The 15,067-nt window shown below is 59.9% G+C and carries 14 protein-coding genes; 4 read left to right on the top strand and 10 right to left on the bottom strand.

Features of this window, described 5'->3' with window-relative positions; genetic code table 11:
• Window positions 1-35: 35 nt before the first annotated feature.
• Window positions 36-1,325: a DNA polymerase IV gene (locus FHT93_RS30230; RefSeq protein ID WP_183850915.1), complete on the bottom strand. Its 1,290-nt coding sequence runs from the start codon at window positions 1,323-1,325 to the stop codon at window positions 36-38.
• A 76-nt stretch (window positions 1,326-1,401) separates the two neighbouring features.
• Between FHT93_RS30230 and FHT93_RS30225 the strand changes: the two genes are divergently transcribed.
• Entirely contained in the window at window positions 1,402-1,989 is a 588-nt protein-coding gene (locus tag FHT93_RS30225; RefSeq protein WP_183850913.1) for a GNAT family N-acetyltransferase, read from the top strand.
• Here FHT93_RS30225 and FHT93_RS30220 read toward each other — a convergent pair.
• Window positions 1,964-2,638 carry a hypothetical protein gene (locus tag FHT93_RS30220; protein ID WP_183851125.1) on the bottom strand — a complete coding sequence of 225 codons (675 nt, stop codon included), beginning with the start codon at window positions 2,636-2,638 and terminating at the stop codon, window positions 1,964-1,966. The genes FHT93_RS30225 and FHT93_RS30220 overlap by 26 nt on opposite strands.
• Window positions 2,638-2,952: a DUF3572 domain-containing protein gene (locus tag FHT93_RS30215; protein ID WP_112544525.1), complete on the bottom strand. Its 315-nt coding sequence runs from the start codon at window positions 2,950-2,952 to the stop codon at window positions 2,638-2,640. Before FHT93_RS30215 ends, FHT93_RS30220 begins: the two co-directional genes overlap by 1 nt.
• A gap of 132 nt (window positions 2,953-3,084) precedes the next feature.
• On the opposite strand from FHT93_RS30215, the gene FHT93_RS30210 reads away from it, so the two are divergent.
• Both FHT93_RS30210 and FHT93_RS30205 read left to right on the top strand, forming a co-directional pair.
• Window positions 3,085-3,456: a response regulator gene (locus FHT93_RS30210; RefSeq protein ID WP_028754034.1), complete on the top strand. Its 372-nt coding sequence runs from the start codon at window positions 3,085-3,087 to the stop codon at window positions 3,454-3,456.
• A gap of 17 nt (window positions 3,457-3,473) precedes the next feature.
• Window positions 3,474-4,847 (top strand): PleD family two-component system response regulator, encoded by a 1,374-nt coding sequence (locus tag FHT93_RS30205; protein ID WP_113014069.1) that lies wholly within the window; start codon window positions 3,474-3,476, stop codon window positions 4,845-4,847.
• A gap of 758 nt (window positions 4,848-5,605) precedes the next feature.
• Here the strand turns inward: FHT93_RS30205 and rpmG are convergent.
• From rpmG to topA, 5 genes are all read right to left on the bottom strand, one after another.
• Window positions 5,606-5,773, bottom strand: coding sequence for a 50S ribosomal protein L33 (gene rpmG, locus FHT93_RS30200; protein WP_003587245.1), 168 nt, complete (start codon window positions 5,771-5,773; stop codon window positions 5,606-5,608).
• 93 nt (window positions 5,774-5,866) lie between these two features.
• Window positions 5,867-7,051, bottom strand: a complete 1,185-nt coding sequence (locus FHT93_RS30195) for an MFS transporter (protein ID WP_112544521.1) — start codon at window positions 7,049-7,051, stop codon at window positions 5,867-5,869.
• 251 nt (window positions 7,052-7,302) lie between these two features.
• Window positions 7,303-7,755, bottom strand: coding sequence for a DUF983 domain-containing protein (locus tag FHT93_RS30190; protein WP_112544519.1), 453 nt, complete (start codon window positions 7,753-7,755; stop codon window positions 7,303-7,305).
• A gap of 18 nt (window positions 7,756-7,773) precedes the next feature.
• A complete protein-coding gene (gene rnr / locus FHT93_RS30185; RefSeq protein WP_113014070.1) occupies window positions 7,774-10,143 on the bottom strand; it encodes a ribonuclease R in 2,370 nt (789 codons plus the stop codon).
• Between the two features lie 2 nt (window positions 10,144-10,145).
• Window positions 10,146-12,821: a type I DNA topoisomerase gene (gene topA, locus FHT93_RS30180; RefSeq protein WP_113014071.1), complete on the bottom strand. Its 2,676-nt coding sequence runs from the start codon at window positions 12,819-12,821 to the stop codon at window positions 10,146-10,148.
• A gap of 257 nt (window positions 12,822-13,078) precedes the next feature.
• On the opposite strand from topA, the gene FHT93_RS30175 reads away from it, so the two are divergent.
• Entirely contained in the window at window positions 13,079-13,285 is a 207-nt protein-coding gene (locus FHT93_RS30175) for a hypothetical protein (protein ID WP_113204646.1), read from the top strand.
• Here FHT93_RS30175 and dprA read toward each other — a convergent pair.
• Together dprA and plsY are read right to left on the bottom strand one after the other, a co-directional pair.
• A complete protein-coding gene (gene dprA / locus FHT93_RS30170; protein WP_183850912.1) occupies window positions 13,265-14,413 on the bottom strand; it encodes a DNA-processing protein DprA in 1,149 nt (382 codons plus the stop codon). The two genes, FHT93_RS30175 and dprA, sit on opposite strands and share 21 nt — an antisense overlap.
• Window positions 14,413-15,033, bottom strand: a complete 621-nt coding sequence (gene plsY, locus FHT93_RS30165; RefSeq protein WP_183850910.1) for a glycerol-3-phosphate 1-O-acyltransferase PlsY — start codon at window positions 15,031-15,033, stop codon at window positions 14,413-14,415. Before plsY ends, dprA begins: the two co-directional genes overlap by 1 nt.
• Window positions 15,034-15,067 lie beyond the last annotated feature (34 nt).

The following is a 15,067-nucleotide window of genomic DNA, read 5'->3' as shown; positions in this document are numbered from 1 at the left end:
GAGGGGGGGCGATGACGATATGCGTCAAACAAAGCCTATCGGTTCCCCTTGCCGCCGAAAGTATAGCCGGTTTCAACCGTGCCCTTGCCGAATTTGTCGCGCAACTTGTCCATGGCCGCCTCCGCCGCCGCGCGCCGGCCGGACTGCTGGTCGATGAGATCGGGCGGGTCAGCGCGGCCGGCATCACCGAGGTCGGTGACGCCGATGCCGATCAGACGGAATTTCGTGCCGTCCGTTTCCTTTTCCAGAAGGTCGAGCCCGGTGCGGAAGATCTTGTCGGCCAGCTGCGTCGGGTCTTCGAGGCGGCGGTTGCGGGTGCGTGACTTGAAATCGGCAGTCTTCATTTTCAGCACCACGGTCTGGCCGGCAATGTCGTTCTTCTTCAGCCGCCACGAGACCTTTTCCGAGAGATTGCGCAGGATCGGCACCAGATCGTCATAACGCGAGATATCGTCGAAGAAGGTGGTTTCGGCCGAAACGCTCTTGGCGGCATCGTTGATATGCACTTGGCGGTCGTCAACGCCGCGCGACAGGCGGGAAAGCCGCTGGCCGATGCTGCCGTAGCGGCGCATCAGATCGTTCTCTTCCATCTGCTGCAGCTGGCCGATCGTTCGGATACCGTCGGCTTCGAGTGTTGCGGCAAAAGCCTTGCCGACGCCCCAGATGGTCGTCACGGGACGAGGCGCCAGAAACTCCACGGCCTCTTCGCGCCCGATGACCGAAAAGCCGCGCGGCTTCTGCAGGTCGGACGCGACTTTGGCGAGGAACTTGCAATAGGACAGCCCGACCGAGACGGTGATACCGATCTCCTTCTCGATGCGGCGGGCGAACTTCGCCAGCGTGCGGGCCGGAGGATCGTGGTGCAGCCGTTCGGTGCCGCCGAGTTCCAGGAAGGCCTCATCGATGGAGAGTGGCTGCACAAGCGGCGTCAGCTCCTGCATCAGCGCGCGGACCTGCCGCCCGACCTTTACATATTTTTCCATGTCGGGGCGGATGACGATTGCCTGCGGGCAGGCTTCCAGCGCCTTGAACATCGGCATGGCGGAGCGGACGCCGTGGATGCGGGCAATGTAACAGGCGGTGGAGACGACGCCACGTTTGCCGCCGCCGATGATCACGGGCTTGTCGGCAAGCTCCGGATTGTCGCGTTTTTCCACGGCGGCGTAAAAGGCGTCGCAGTCGATATGCGCGAGCGTCAGGTCATAAAGCTCCTTGTGGCGCGCGAGGCGAGGGCTGCCGCAAACATGGCAGCGGCGCACGTCTGCCTTCTGCTCGGCAAGGCAGTCGCGACAGAAGCCGGGTGTCTTGTCAGATGCAGGCGTCATGGCTGGAACAAAGGTTGAACATTGCAACACTACGCCCTAAGCTCTTGAGTCTCAAGAGTGGGAGGAAAGCTTGGCCGTGGATATCGATCTTCGTTTCGAACCTGTCACGGCCGGCCGCTGGGGAGACTTCGAAACCCTGTTCGGCCCGCAGGGCGCGTTCTACAATTGCTGGTGCGTGGCGCTGCGCCTTCCACATGCTGTCCGCACGAAGATGGAACCTTCGGAGCGCAAGGCCCACATGCAGGAGCGCATTTCGGCCGGACCGCCGCCGGGTATTCTCTGTTATGCGGAGGGTGAGCCGATAGCCTGGGTGCAGGTGGGGCCGCGCCACGACGTGCCGCAGTTCAATTCACCACGAACGGTCTCGTGGCCGTTGGAGGAGGGTGATGCACATGATCCCTCGATCTGGGCGGTCAGTTGCTTTTTCCTGCTGCCGAAACTGCGCGGCAAAGGCTTGAGCCACAGACTGCTCGCCGGCGCCGTCGACTACGCCCGAAGCCAGGGTGCGCGATTGCTGGAAGCCTGTCCGATCGACCAGGTGAAACAGTCGAAATCGGTCACACTCTGTATCGGCTCGACGGCGATTTTCGACAGAGCCGGTTTCGAGACGATTGCACGGCGCAAGGACGGCCGGCCGCTCATGCGGCTGGATTTGCACGCCTGATCGTGTGCGCTGTAAGATGTTGGCTGATGAGTTCGGTGGCATGCGTCCAGTCTCTTGCTCGCGCGATATCGGCGGCGGCCGCCGGCGCGAAGCGGTGAACGGGCGAATCCGGCATGAGATGGATGAGCAGGCAATCTGCCACGTGCTCCTTCACGGAATGCAGGTTGCGCGCCATATCGTCGATGAACACGACGGGAAGGTCGCGGCCGCCATGCAGCGCCTGCACGATCGGTCCCTTCGGCTGTTCGCTGGCAAGCAGCGGGAAGGTGAGGCCGGTGCTGTCGAGGAGGCGGCGGCGATGGGCGGAAAACTGCGGCGGCATCGCGGTGAGGAACAGGACGTCGGCATCGTCAGACAGGCGTTCGAGCGTCGAAACGACCGGGTCGACAGGCGTCTGCCAGCTTTCCTGGGCCTCGAAGAAATCAAGGATCAGCCGGCTGACATGCTGATCGTCAAGCGCGAGCCCATCCGCCAGCGACACGATGTTGCCGTGAAGGCGGAAGGAGCGCGGCAGGAATTCGTGGCCGAGACTTTTGAGGTAGAGCTGAAAAGGATCGATAAATTGCAGCACCACATCATCGACATCGCAGACGATGAGCGGCCTGTCGCCAAGGCGGATGTGCGAAATGTCGAGTTCGGCGCTCACGATCAGTATTCCCCGGAGTCGAGGCCGGGCGGCGAGAAGTGGCGCCATGCCGCGGTCAACGCTTCCGGCGTCGTGTTCGTCGCCTCGCAGAAGGCGACCGCCGTCGGCTCATGGTTCATGAGGAAATCGAGCATGCCGGCAAGGAAGCCGGGGTCGTTGATCGCGTTGCGCACTTGCTGCGGCTCGACACCTGTCAATGCCAGGAAGCGACCGAAGAGATCCGGGTCGTTTGCAAGCCAGCCAAGGACGGCGATGGCCGTTTCTTGCGGATCGGCTGTCGCCGCAAGTTGTTTCGAAGTCTTGAAATTGCTTTGCATTGCGGTGGTCGAGTTACCTTTTCTTCAACCAAATACCGGTAGCTTGCACTATCGGTTTCATGGAGCCATTTGTCAGCTAATGTCTTTATCGTGGACATTTGGCTTCAAGAGCGGACGTAGGGACAGCTGATCATGCCCAAACAGGTGATGATTGTAGAAGATAACGAGCTCAACATGAAGCTCTTTCGAGACCTTATCGAGGCCTCGGGTTATACCACGATCCAGACCCGCAATGGCATGGAAGCGCTTGATCTTGCGCGCAAACATCGGCCCGATCTTATTCTGATGGACATTCAGCTTCCGGAAGTTTCCGGCCTCGAAGTCACCAAGTGGCTGAAGGAAGACGACGACCTGCATGTGATCCCGGTCATCGCCGTCACTGCCTTTGCCATGAAGGGCGACGAGGAGCGGATCAGACAGGGCGGTTGCGAAGCCTATGTCTCCAAGCCGATCTCCGTTCCGAAATTTATTGAGACGATCAAGACTTATTTGGGCGACGCCTGAGGCATCGGAAAAGATTCATGACTGCGCGAATACTGGTTGTTGATGATATTCCGGCAAATGTGAAGCTGCTCGAAGCGCGGTTGCTCGCCGAATATTTCGACGTGTTGACAGCTGCCGACGGCCACGAGGCACTGGCGATTTGCGATCGCAATCAGGTCGATCTCATCCTGCTCGACATCATGATGCCTGGCATTGATGGGTTCGAAGTCTGCGAGCGGCTGAAAGCCAATCCGAAGACCAACCATATTCCCGTCGTCATGGTCACCGCGCTCGACCAGCCTGCCGACCGGGTGCGTGGCCTCAAAGCTGGCGCCGATGACTTCCTGACGAAGCCCGTCAACGATCTGCAACTGATTTCCCGCGTAAAAAGCCTGCTGCGCCTGAAGACGCTGAGCGACGAACTGCGCGTGCGCGCCGAGACCGCCCATACGATGGGCATGGATGAGTTGATGCGCATCGGCGACGGACGCACCGAGGAGGTGGGACAGGTGTTGCTGGTCGATGGCCGTGCCAACTCGCAGGAGCGTATCATCAAGACGCTGAAGCCTGTTGCCGATGTGGTTGCCCTTTCCGATCCGCAGGCCGCTCTTTTCGAAGCCGCCGAGAACGGCTTCGAACTCGTCATCGTCAACGCCAATTTCGACGATTACGACCCGCTGCGGCTCTGCTCGCAGTTCCGGTCGCTAGAACGAACCCGTTTTCTGCCGATCCTGATCATCACGGAACAGGGCGCCGACGACATGGTCATCCGGGCACTCGATCTCGGCGTCAACGACTATATTGTGCGCCCTGTTGATCCGAACGAACTGGTCGCGCGCAGCCTGACGCAGCTCCGCCGCAAGCGCTACAACGATCGCCTGCGCGCCAGCGTCAAGCAGACGATCGAACTTGCCGTCACCGATCCGTTGACCGGCCTGAACAACCGCCGTTATCTCGACAACCATCTCAATGTGCTCTTCAATCGATCGATGGCGCGCGGCCGGCCCCTCTCGGTGCTTATCACCGATATCGACCGCTTCAAACAGGTCAACGATACCTATGGCCATGACGGTGGCGATCAGGTGCTGAAGGAATTCGCGACCCGGGTGCGCTCGACCGTCCGCGGCGCTGATCTCGCCTGCCGTTACGGCGGGGAGGAATTTGTCGTCGTCATGCCCGACACCTCGCCGGAGGTTGCCGCGGCCGTTGCCGAGCGCCTGCGCGCGGCCATCGAAAGCACCCCGTTCCTGTTGAAGTCCTCAGGCGAAACGCTGAATATTACGGCCTCTTTCGGCATATCCTCGCGCATATCCTCAGTCATAACGCCCGACCAGCTGATGAAGCAGGCGGACCTTGCTCTCTATCAGGCGAAAAATACCGGGCGTAACCGCGTCGTGGCCTCGGCCGCCTGAAGGCACGGCTTTTCGAGATGCGTCGCATTGGGTTATCCACCGGCAGCTGCTGGACCTTACGGATATTTAATGTTGATGGCTGCAATGAAGAGGTTGGTTTTTCAACCCGCTAGCCCAAAAATGGACTTTAAAGCGTGTTTCTTTCGATAGCACGTGCCAGCTGATCCAAAAAGCTAGAGGTCGTGAACGACGCAAGAAGAGCGGACTATAATTGCCTTCAGAATGACCCCTTCCCGTAAATCGTATTTCAGAAAACGTAACGCCGGCGCCTTACGTAAGGGGAGGGGCGGTGGTATTATTGAGATATATTTCTAATATTCTTGATAGGCTAAAATATTGTCCTTTTGGTAAAGCGGAATTGGGTGCCTCTTTACACGTTCCAAAACTGGACTTTTAACCATAGAATCATACTCGGAAATTTTACCATTAAGAATTTGTTGATTTTCTTTCGTTTTTGAGCAAATCATCGGCTCAGAACAAAAAACGCTCCCGTGGAGGAGTTGTCGATACCCCATGATGCTCAGGTCCGCCGCATCTCCTGGGTCGTGGGGTCGGTCGGCTGGTACGCAATCTTAAACGGTTCCTCGTGCCGTTTTGCATGCTGGCCGACCCCCTTTTCGAAAAAAACGCCGTCACTTCCCGAAGATGGAAGGGCGGCGTTTTTCGTGTTTGCGCTAACATCGATGTCAGGCGAACCCGGGACAAAAAAAGCGCGCACCCGAAGGCGCGCGCTTTTCCAAAACCCGTAAGATCAGTGATTACTTGATCTTGGTTTCCTTGAACTCGACGTGCTTCTTAGCGATCGGGTCATACTTGGTCTTCGTCATCTTGTCCGTCATCGTACGGCTGTTCTTCGTCGTGACGTAGAAGAAACCGGTGTCGGCCGTCGACAGAAGCTTGATCTTGATAGTGGTAGCCTTGGCCATGGTCGTCCTGCCTTTAAGAAAATGAAAGCCGTGGAAAGCCGGATAGGCTCCACGGCAAATTCTGGCGCGAAACTACGAATCTAGCCCGAAAAGTCAAGCCCGCTTTCCGAGGAAAAGCAGTCTTATGCCTGCGAGCAGGGCGTAAAGCCCGAAGAAACCGGCAATTGCATAGGCAAAACCGTTGTTTCCGGCAACGTCGATTGCAGCGCCGATCACCTGAGGGCCTGCAACGGTACCGACTGCATAACAGAAAACGAAGGCCGCATTAGCCGCCGCAAGGTCCGAACCTGTCAACCGCGAGCCGAGATGGCTGAGTCCGACAGTGTAGAGGCCGGAGACGCAACCGCCCCAGAAAAGCAGGATGCCGGCCATGAGAAGCCAGTTGTTGACGAGGATCGGCAGCATCATCGTGCCGACGAAACCGGTCAGGGCCATCAGCGCCAGCAGGGGACGCTTGTCCTTTATGCGGTCAGAAAGCAGGCCAAGCGGAATCTGGAAGATGACATTGCCGACACCCATCATGGTGAGAAGCAGGGCGGCTTGCGATTCGGTGAAATGCGCGCGCACCGCAAAGATCGGAAAGAGCGAGAGACCGCCGGCCTCGACCGCGCCGAAGATGAAGACGGCGGCCGTTGCGGTTGGCACCAGGAAGACGTAGCGCATGAAGTGCAGTTCCGGCTTCTCGTCCAGAACGGGGCTCTCATCGCGGGCGATGAAGATCGGGATGGCGGCAAGCAGGATCGCGCCGGCACCGACCAGGAAGGGAAGGATGCCGTCACTACCGAGCAACGAGAAGATCAGCGGTCCCGCCGCAAAGCCGATGGACAAGACCGTTGCATAGATGCCGAGCACGAATCCGCGCTTGGACGGCGGTGAAGCGGCGTTAATCCAGAATTCCGAGAGGATGAAAAGCGTGGTCGTCGCGCCGTGGAAGGCGAAGCGCAGCGGGAACCACATCCAGAAGTCCTGCGCATAGTAAAAACCGAGTGCGCTGAGCGCCGAGATCAGCACCGCCCACATCATTGTCGGCGCTACACCGTATTTGTGGGCAAGCTTGGTGGTGATGGGCGCTGCTACCATCGCCGCGATACCGGCCATCGCGGTATTGAGGCCGATGAGGGTGGAGGAAATGCCGCGCTTTTCGAGGATGATGCTGAGCAGAGGAAGTCCCAGGCCGATCGCGATGCCCACGGCGGAGATGGACGAGACGGCTGCCACCAGAGAAGGCCAATGGATTTCCTCGACATCGCCCGGTGTGCCGTTCCTCGGCTGAGACATTTATCCATCCTTAGAGAAGTATGCGGACGAATCGTCCGTCTGGTGCCACATAGAAAGACATAGGCATGCCAAATCCAAGTGACGGGCAGGGTTTCACAATAGTTCTGGCATCCGCCGGCGATTTCTTGAGTGTAAGCTTTCCCCATACAAGAAATGATGAGCGTATCTTTCCTCTGCAGATAGTCGGCTACAAGCCTTGACGCTCTGGCCGCTGCCACTACACGCGAAATATGTCTGGAAGGTGAAGGTGTTCAAGCTTGGCGGCCGGGCGTGTCGTAATCGTCGGGTTCATCGTCATGGCCGCCGAAACCATGCATCTTCAACGCCCACTGCAAGCCTATGACGCCGCCCTTGATAGGCTGGATCGAGACAAGCGCCGTGATGACGGTGATCGGTGCCCAGATGGCAAGATGCACCCAGACCGGCAGCACGAAGACCATGTCAGTCAGCATGAAGCCGCCAATGACGACGTGGCCGAGCACCAGGATGACGAGATAGGGCGGCAGGTCGTCGGCGCGCTGGTGATACATTGCCTCGCCGCAGGCGGCGCAATGGTCGACCGGCTTGAGGAATGCGCGGAACAGTTTGCCGCTGCCGCAGGCCGGACAGCGGTTCAGCAGGCCGCGCATGATGGAGCGTCCGAGCGGGCGCTCGACATCGGGCGTATCCCCATAGCGGACGACCTCGTTTGTCGGTGTGCTCACGATCTTTCCTTTCCGGAACTAGCGCCGCCCGCGCGGCGGACGCGTTCCGATCTTCTTGCGGGCGCGATTTGCATCGCGTTTCCCTGCCTTGTGGAAGGAGCGCACAGCCGTCGGCATCTTGCGTCCTTCGCTCAGCATCTCGAAGCGCAGGGCGCCCGCAAGCGGGATCGCCTCGGCCAGGCGCACGGTCACATCGTCGCCGAGACGATAGCCGAGACCTGTCTTTTCACCTGATAACGCCTGATGTGCCTCGTCATAGATGAAGTAGTCGGTGCCGAGCGTAGATATAGGGATGAAGCCGTCCGCACCATAGTCCGGAAGCAGGATAAACAGGCCTGACTTGGTAACGCCTGAAACGCGCCCCTCAAATTCCTGGCCGACACGTCCGGCAAGGTGATGAGCGATGAGGCGATCGACGGTCTCGCGTTCGGCAGCCATGGCGCGGCGCTCGAAAGTGGAGATTTCGGCGGCGATGTCGTCGAGCGTCGCTTCCTCTTCCGGCGTGATGCCGCCTTCGCCGAAGCCGAGTGAGCCAACCAGCGCGCGATGCACGATAAGGTCGGCATAGCGCCGGATCGGCGAGGTGAAGTGCGCGTATTTCATCAGATTCAGGCCGAAGTGGCCGATATTCTCGGGACTGTAGATGGCCTGACTCTGCGAGCGCAGCACCATTTCGTTGACCATGGTCTGGTGCGGCGTGCCATCTGCCTTGGCGAGGATGCCGTTGAAGTTGTTGGCGCGCATGTTGCCGCCCTTGGCAAGTGATATGCCGAGCGTGGCGAGGAATTCGCGCAGCACTTCCTGCTTGGCAAGCGTCGGCCCATCGTGGATGCGGTAGATCAGCGGCTGGCGCTTTTTCTCCAGCGTCTCTGCAGCCGAGACGTTCGCCTGGATCATCATCTCTTCGATCAGCTTGTGTGCGTCGAGACGAGGCGGCACGTGGACCCGGTCGACGGTACCATCGGGCTTCAGCAGGATCTTGCGCTCGGGCATGTCGAGCTCAAGCGGCTGTCGACGTTCGCGGCCGCGCTTCATCGTCTCGTAGGCGTGCCAGAGTGGCTTGAGGATCGGCTCAAGCATCGGCCCGGTCTTGTCGTCGGGCTTGCCGTCGATTGCCGCCTGTGCCTGCTGGTAGGAGAGCTTCGCCGCACTCTTCATCATGATGCGATGGAAGGTATGGCCGATCTTGCGGCCGTCCTTCGAGAAGACCATGCGCACGGCAAGGGCAGGGCGGTCCACGCCTTCCTTCAGCGAGCAGAGATCGTTGGAAATTCGTTCCGGCAGCATCGGCACGACCCGATCCGGAAAATAGACGGAGTTGCCCCGCTTCAACGCTTCCCTGTCGAGCGGCGAATTCGGCCGCACATACCAGGAGACATCGGCAATCGCGACCGTGACGATGACGCCGCCCGCATTGTCTTCCGATGGATCATCCTCGGCATAGACGGCGTCGTCATGGTCCTTGGCATCGGCCGGGTCGATGGTGATCAGCGGCAGGTCACGCCAGTCTTCCCGATGTGACATCGTGGCGGGCTTGGCGTCATCCGCCTCTGCGACGGCGGCCGGCGGGAAGACATGCGGAATGCCGTGCGCGTGGATTGCGATCATCGAGATCGCCTTTTCCGAACCGACGGAGCCGATGACAGAAAGCACCTTGGCACGAGCCAGGCCGAAGCGGCCGAGACGCGCAACTTCCACCTCGACGAGATCGCCGTCCTTGGCATCGCCCTTGTAGTCGGGGTCGATAACCATTTCCTCGCCGCGCCGGTCGATCGGCAGAAGGCGTCCGGCACCACCCGGCGCGTCCTTGAAGACACCCATGGTGGCGCCCCGACGCTTGTCGATCACCTTGATGATGCGTGCGGTATAGGCCGGGCCGCCACGATCGACTGCCGGGAATATCTTGGCAAGGATGCGGTCACCCATGCCGGCAACCGGTGCCTTGCTCTTGCCCTGACGGCCCGCCGGCGATTGCTGGCGAATGGCAACGGCTGGCGCCACACCCTGGTCTTCCGGCCACTCGGCCGGGCGGCCGATCAGCTCGCCATCCTTGTCGCGCGTGGTGATGTCGAGCACGGTGACGGGTGGCAGCGCACCCGGCCGGATCAGCGACTTGCGCGTCTTCTGCAGCATGCCTTCCTGCTCCAGCTCCTGCAGCAGGCGCTTGAGCTCGACGCGGCTTTCGCCCTTCAGCCCGAAGGCCTTCGCGAGCTCGCGCTTGGAGGCTTTCTGCGGATGCTCGGCGATGAAACGCAGGATGACGTCTCGCGGCGGCAGGATGCCGTGCACAATGTTCAGCGGCTCAGGCGCAGGTTCCTTGCTCGCGCGTCCGAATTTTCCCGGGCGCTTGCCCATGGCTCTCGTAGTCTCGCGCGGTTCTCTCGCCACTCTCAGCTCTTTTTCGTTTTCGCCGCTGCCTTTGCCTTGGTTGCTTTCGGCTTTGCGGCAGTCTTTGTCGTCTTTGCTTCGGCCGCCGCGGCCTTCGGCTTCGCGGCTGGCTTAGCCTTCGCAGCTGTTTTGGCCTTGGTCTTGCCTGCGGGAGCCTTGCCGGCCTTTTCCGCAATCAGAGCCAGCGCTTCCTCGACGGTAATGGCCTGCGGATCCTTGCCCTTCGGCAGCGTCGCATTGACCTTGCCCCAGTTGACATAGGGGCCGTAGCGTCCGTCGCGAACGGTGATCGCACCACCGTCAGGATGATCGCCCAGTTCCTTCAGTGCCGCCGGAGTGCCGCGGCCTCCGCCCGGCGCTTTGGCCTGCTTTTCGGCAATCAGCGTCACGGCGCGGTTGAGGCCGACCGAGAAGACATCCTCGATGCTTTCCAGATTGGCGTAGGTGCCGTCATGCAGCAGGAACGGTCCGTAGCGGCCGAGCCCGGAAGAGATCATCTTGCCGGTTTCCGGATGTTTACCGATATCACGCGGCAGCGATATCAGCGCCATCGCCTTCTCGTAGTCGATATCTTCCGGCTTCCAGCCCTTGGGGAGCGACGAGCGCTTGGCATCCTTGCCATCGCCACGCTGGATATAGGGGCCGAAACGGCCCGAACGCAGCGTCAGTTCTTCGCCGGTGGTCGGGTCAGTGCCGAGGTTCTTGGGTTCATTCAGCGCCGCGCCTTCGGCCTCGCCGCCATTTTCGGAGGAAAGCTGGCGGGTGTAATTGCATTCCGGATAGTTCGAGCAGCCGACGAAGGCGCCGTACTTGCCGAGTTTCAGCGACAGGTTGCCGGTACCGCAGACCTGGCAGATACGCGGATCACTGCCGTCTTCGCGCTTCGGGAAGACCAGCGGCGCCAGGGCTTCGTTGAGCGAATCCAGAACATTGGTGACGCGCAGTTCCTTGGTGTCTTCGATCTGCGAGAAGAAATCCTTCCAGAAATCGCGAAGAACCTGCTTCCAGTTCAGTTCCCCGGCGGAGATCCGGTCGAGCTTCTCCTCGAGGTCCGCCGTGAAGTCATATTCGACATACTTGGTGAAGAAGCTTTCGAGGAAGGCGGTGACGAGACGCCCCTTCGCCTGCGGGATCAGCTTGCGCTTGTCGATCGTCACATAGTCGCGGTCGCGCAAGGTCGCGAGCGTTGCGGCATAGGTGGATGGGCGACCGATGCCGAGCTCTTCCATCTTCTTGATGAGCGAGGCTTCGGAGTAACGCGGCGGCGGCTCGGTAAAGTGCTGTGTCGAGTTGATTTTCTGCTTGGCGAGATTTTCGCGTGCATTGATCTCCGGCAGGCGGCCATCCTCGTCATCTGCGTCGTCGCTCTGCTCGCCATCTTCCTTCTGGTCGGTATAGGCGGCGATGAAGCCGTCGAAGCGGATGACGGACCCGACGGCGCGCAGGCCGGCCTTCTGGCCGTTGTTGTCGGCAATGATTTCAGCTGTCGTACGCTCGATTTCGGCCGATGCCATCTGGCTGGCAATGCCGCGCTTCCAGATCAGGTCGTAGAGACGGATCTGGTCGGCATCCAGGAACTTGCGGACGCGATCCGGCGAACGGTTGAAGTCGGTCGGGCGGATCGCTTCGTGCGCCTCCTGGGCGTTCTTCGCCTTGGTCGAGTAGAAACGTGCCTTTTCCGGCAGGTAGCGGTTGCCGAACTGTTCACCGATGGCGCTTCGCGCCGCGTCGATCGCTTCCGGCGCCATCTGCACGCCGTCTGTACGCATATAGGTGATCAGACCGACGGTCTCGCCGCCAATGTCCACGCCCTCGTAAAGCTTCTGCGCAATCTGCATGGTGCGCGAAGCCGAGAAGCCGAGCTTGGAAGAGGCGGCCTGCTGCAGCGTCGAAGTCGTAAACGGCGGTGCCGGATTACGCTTGACGGGCTTTGCCTCGACGCTTTCGACGATATAGCTGGCGCCTTCCAGCAGCGCTTTCAGCTTGCCGGCCTCCTCGCCGTTGCCGATCGAGCGCGGCTGCAGCCGCTTGCCATTGGCGGCAACGAGCCTTGCTTCGAACTCGTCTCCGCGCGGCGTCTTCAGGAGCGCCGAAAGATTCCAGTATTCCTCCGAGATGAAACGTTCGATCTCGGACTCACGGTCGCAGACAAGGCGCAGAGCGACAGACTGCACGCGGCCGGCCGAACGTGCGCCGGGCAGCTTGCGCCACAGAACCGGCGAGAGGTTGAAGCCGACAAGATAGTCGAGTGCGCGGCGTGCCAGATAGGCATCGACCAGCGGAACATCGATATCGCGCGGATCGGCCATCGCATCGAGCACGGCCTTCTTGGTAATGGCGTTGAAGACGACGCGCTTGACCGGCTTGCCGTTGATGACCCGCTTCTTGTTCAGAAGGTCCAGCACATGCCAGGAGATAGCCTCACCTTCGCGATCAGGGTCGGTTGCAAGAAACAGGGCATCGGAGGATTTCACCGCATCGGCAATATCCTTCATGCGCTTGGAAGAGGCGCCATCCACCTCCCACAGCATTTCGAAATCCTGATCCGGAAGAACGGAGCCGTCCTTGGCAGGCAGATCGCGCACATGGCCGAAAGAGGCGAGCACTTTGTATCCTGGACCCAGATACTTATTGATCGTCTTGGCCTTGGCAGGCGATTCCACCACTACAACATTCATGATGATTCTCTAAAAAAGATGTCGATCCGGCGAAGAAGCAGGCGCAACACGCACTGCAACATGAATACCGGCCCTCCGACATGGACAGGGAATTCGCTCCGGTCAAGAGGTTTGCTTCAATTTTACCTCTTTGCCGGGCATCACAACCATTGCGAGATTTATGGGCTATTGCAATTTAAGATGATTGAGCTATCGTTTTTGAAGTGTGGTTCGGGCTCTTTGGTAAGGCAGCCCTCTCCGTTTTCAGAGAGACAATTATGGCGCCTAAGGTTGCAGGAAAAGACACCGCTCGCTGCAAATCGCTCGAAAACATCGCTTTCATCCGCCAGATGCTCCGAGAATTGCAGAAGGTGGCCGAACATGAAAATGCGGAGATGCTCTGCTATCTCATCGAAATGGCCTATGTGGAAGCCGGAGACCTGCAGTCACGCATCGATGACAACTCAGTCGGTCATGGAAATTGAAACCTGTCCGCCCGCATGGCGATGCAGCCGACCGGCCATATCCAGCTCCAGAAGAACAAGATAGACTGCGGAAGCCGAAAGACCGGTGTGACGAATGATATCGTCGACCTCCACCGGCGTCGGACCGAGCGCATCGATGACGAGCGTGCGGTCCGTCTCGTCTGGCGGAAGCACTATCCGGCCACTTTCGCGTTTCGGTTCCTCGGCAGACGACAGTGAAAAGAGATCGGGCTGAGCGAGCGGCGCCAGCGCTTCCACGACATCGTCAGGCGAAGTGACGATCATCGCGCCGTCCTTCAGAAGGCCATTCGTGCCGTGACAGCGCGGATCGAGCGGCGAACCCGGTACGGCAAAGACCAGCCGCCCGAATTCGCCGGCCATCCGCGCCGTGATAAGCGAACCTGAACGGAATGCTGCCTCCACGACGGCGACGCCAAGCGAAATGCCCGCAATCAGCCGGTTGCGGCGAGGGAAATCACGCGCACGCGGCTCCCAGCCGAAAGGCATCTCGCTGACGGCAAGCCCATAGCCATTCCATATCTCGTCCAGCAGCCCAACATTTTCAGGCGGGTAGGGCTGGTCCAGCCCTCCTGCCATTGCGGCGATGGTGCCGGTATTGAGGCTCGCCCGGTGGGCGGCCGTATCGATGCCACGCGCAAGGCCGGAGACGACCGTATAGCCGGCCCGGCCGCAGTCTCTGGCAATCATCGCCGCGAACTTTGCGCCGCTGATGGAAGCATTGCGCGAACCGACGATGCCGACCGCAGGCCTATTCAATATGGAAAGATCACCCTTGACCGCGAGCAGCGGCGGTGCGCCGTCAATCTGGCGCAGTGCCTGCGGATAATCAGGTTCGCCGATACCGACGAAGCGGGCGCCGAAGCGTTGCACCGCCTCAAGCTCGCGATATGCTTCAGCCTCAGTGGCAATACGGATCGAGCGCGTCGCGCCGCCGCGTGCCGACAGCTCCGGCAACATGGAAAGTGCTGCTTCCGCCGAACCGAAATGATTGATGAGATCGCGAAAGGTTGCAGGTCCGACATTGTCGGAACGGATCAGCCGCAGCCAGGCGATCCTCTGTCTCTCCGTCAGCGCAATTCCTTTTGGCTTTGCGCTGCGTGCGTCCATTACCCCTTAGCCCCGATCTTGCTTTCCGTCCCGCTCATCAGGCGGGAGATATTGGCCTTGTGCTTCCAGTAGGAGATGACGCTCATGATCGCCATGATCGCCGCAACCTTTTCGTCGCCCAATATCCACAATGCAACCGGAATGACAAGCATCGCAAGCAGAGCGGAAAGTGAGGAGTAGCGGCTGATAAAGGCCGTTACCAGCCAGACGGCGGCAAAGAGAAGAACCATGAGCGGTGCTACGCCAAGCAATGTGCCGATATAGGTGGCGACGCCCTTGCCGCCCTTGAAGCCGATCCAGACCGGGAAGAGGTGGCCGATGAAGGCAAAGAAACCGGCGATGATGCCCGCTTCCTCTCCCGCGAAATAGGCCATGATCCAGGCCGCAGCGGCAGCCTTCAGCGCGTCGAGCAGCAAGGTCGCCGCCGCGAGCTTCTTGTTGCCGGTGCGCAGAACATTCGTGGCGCCGATGTTGCCGGAGCCGATGCTGCGCACGTCGCCAAGGCCGGCAGCGCGTGTGAGGATGAGACCGAACGGGATGGAGCCGAGCAGGTAGCCGACCACGACGGCGACAAGTGCCAGAGGCAGCGTAATCTGCCAGGTGACAAGATCAGATATCATTTTGTTTCCCAATCTTCTGACGAGAATCTGCCCT

This window comes from Rhizobium sp. BK379, assembly GCF_014193955.1.
GTDB lineage: Bacteria > Pseudomonadota > Alphaproteobacteria > Rhizobiales > Rhizobiaceae > Rhizobium.
The sequence above is the reverse complement of the archived record's forward strand: the minus strand, read 5'-3'. Positions and strand labels throughout refer to the sequence as shown.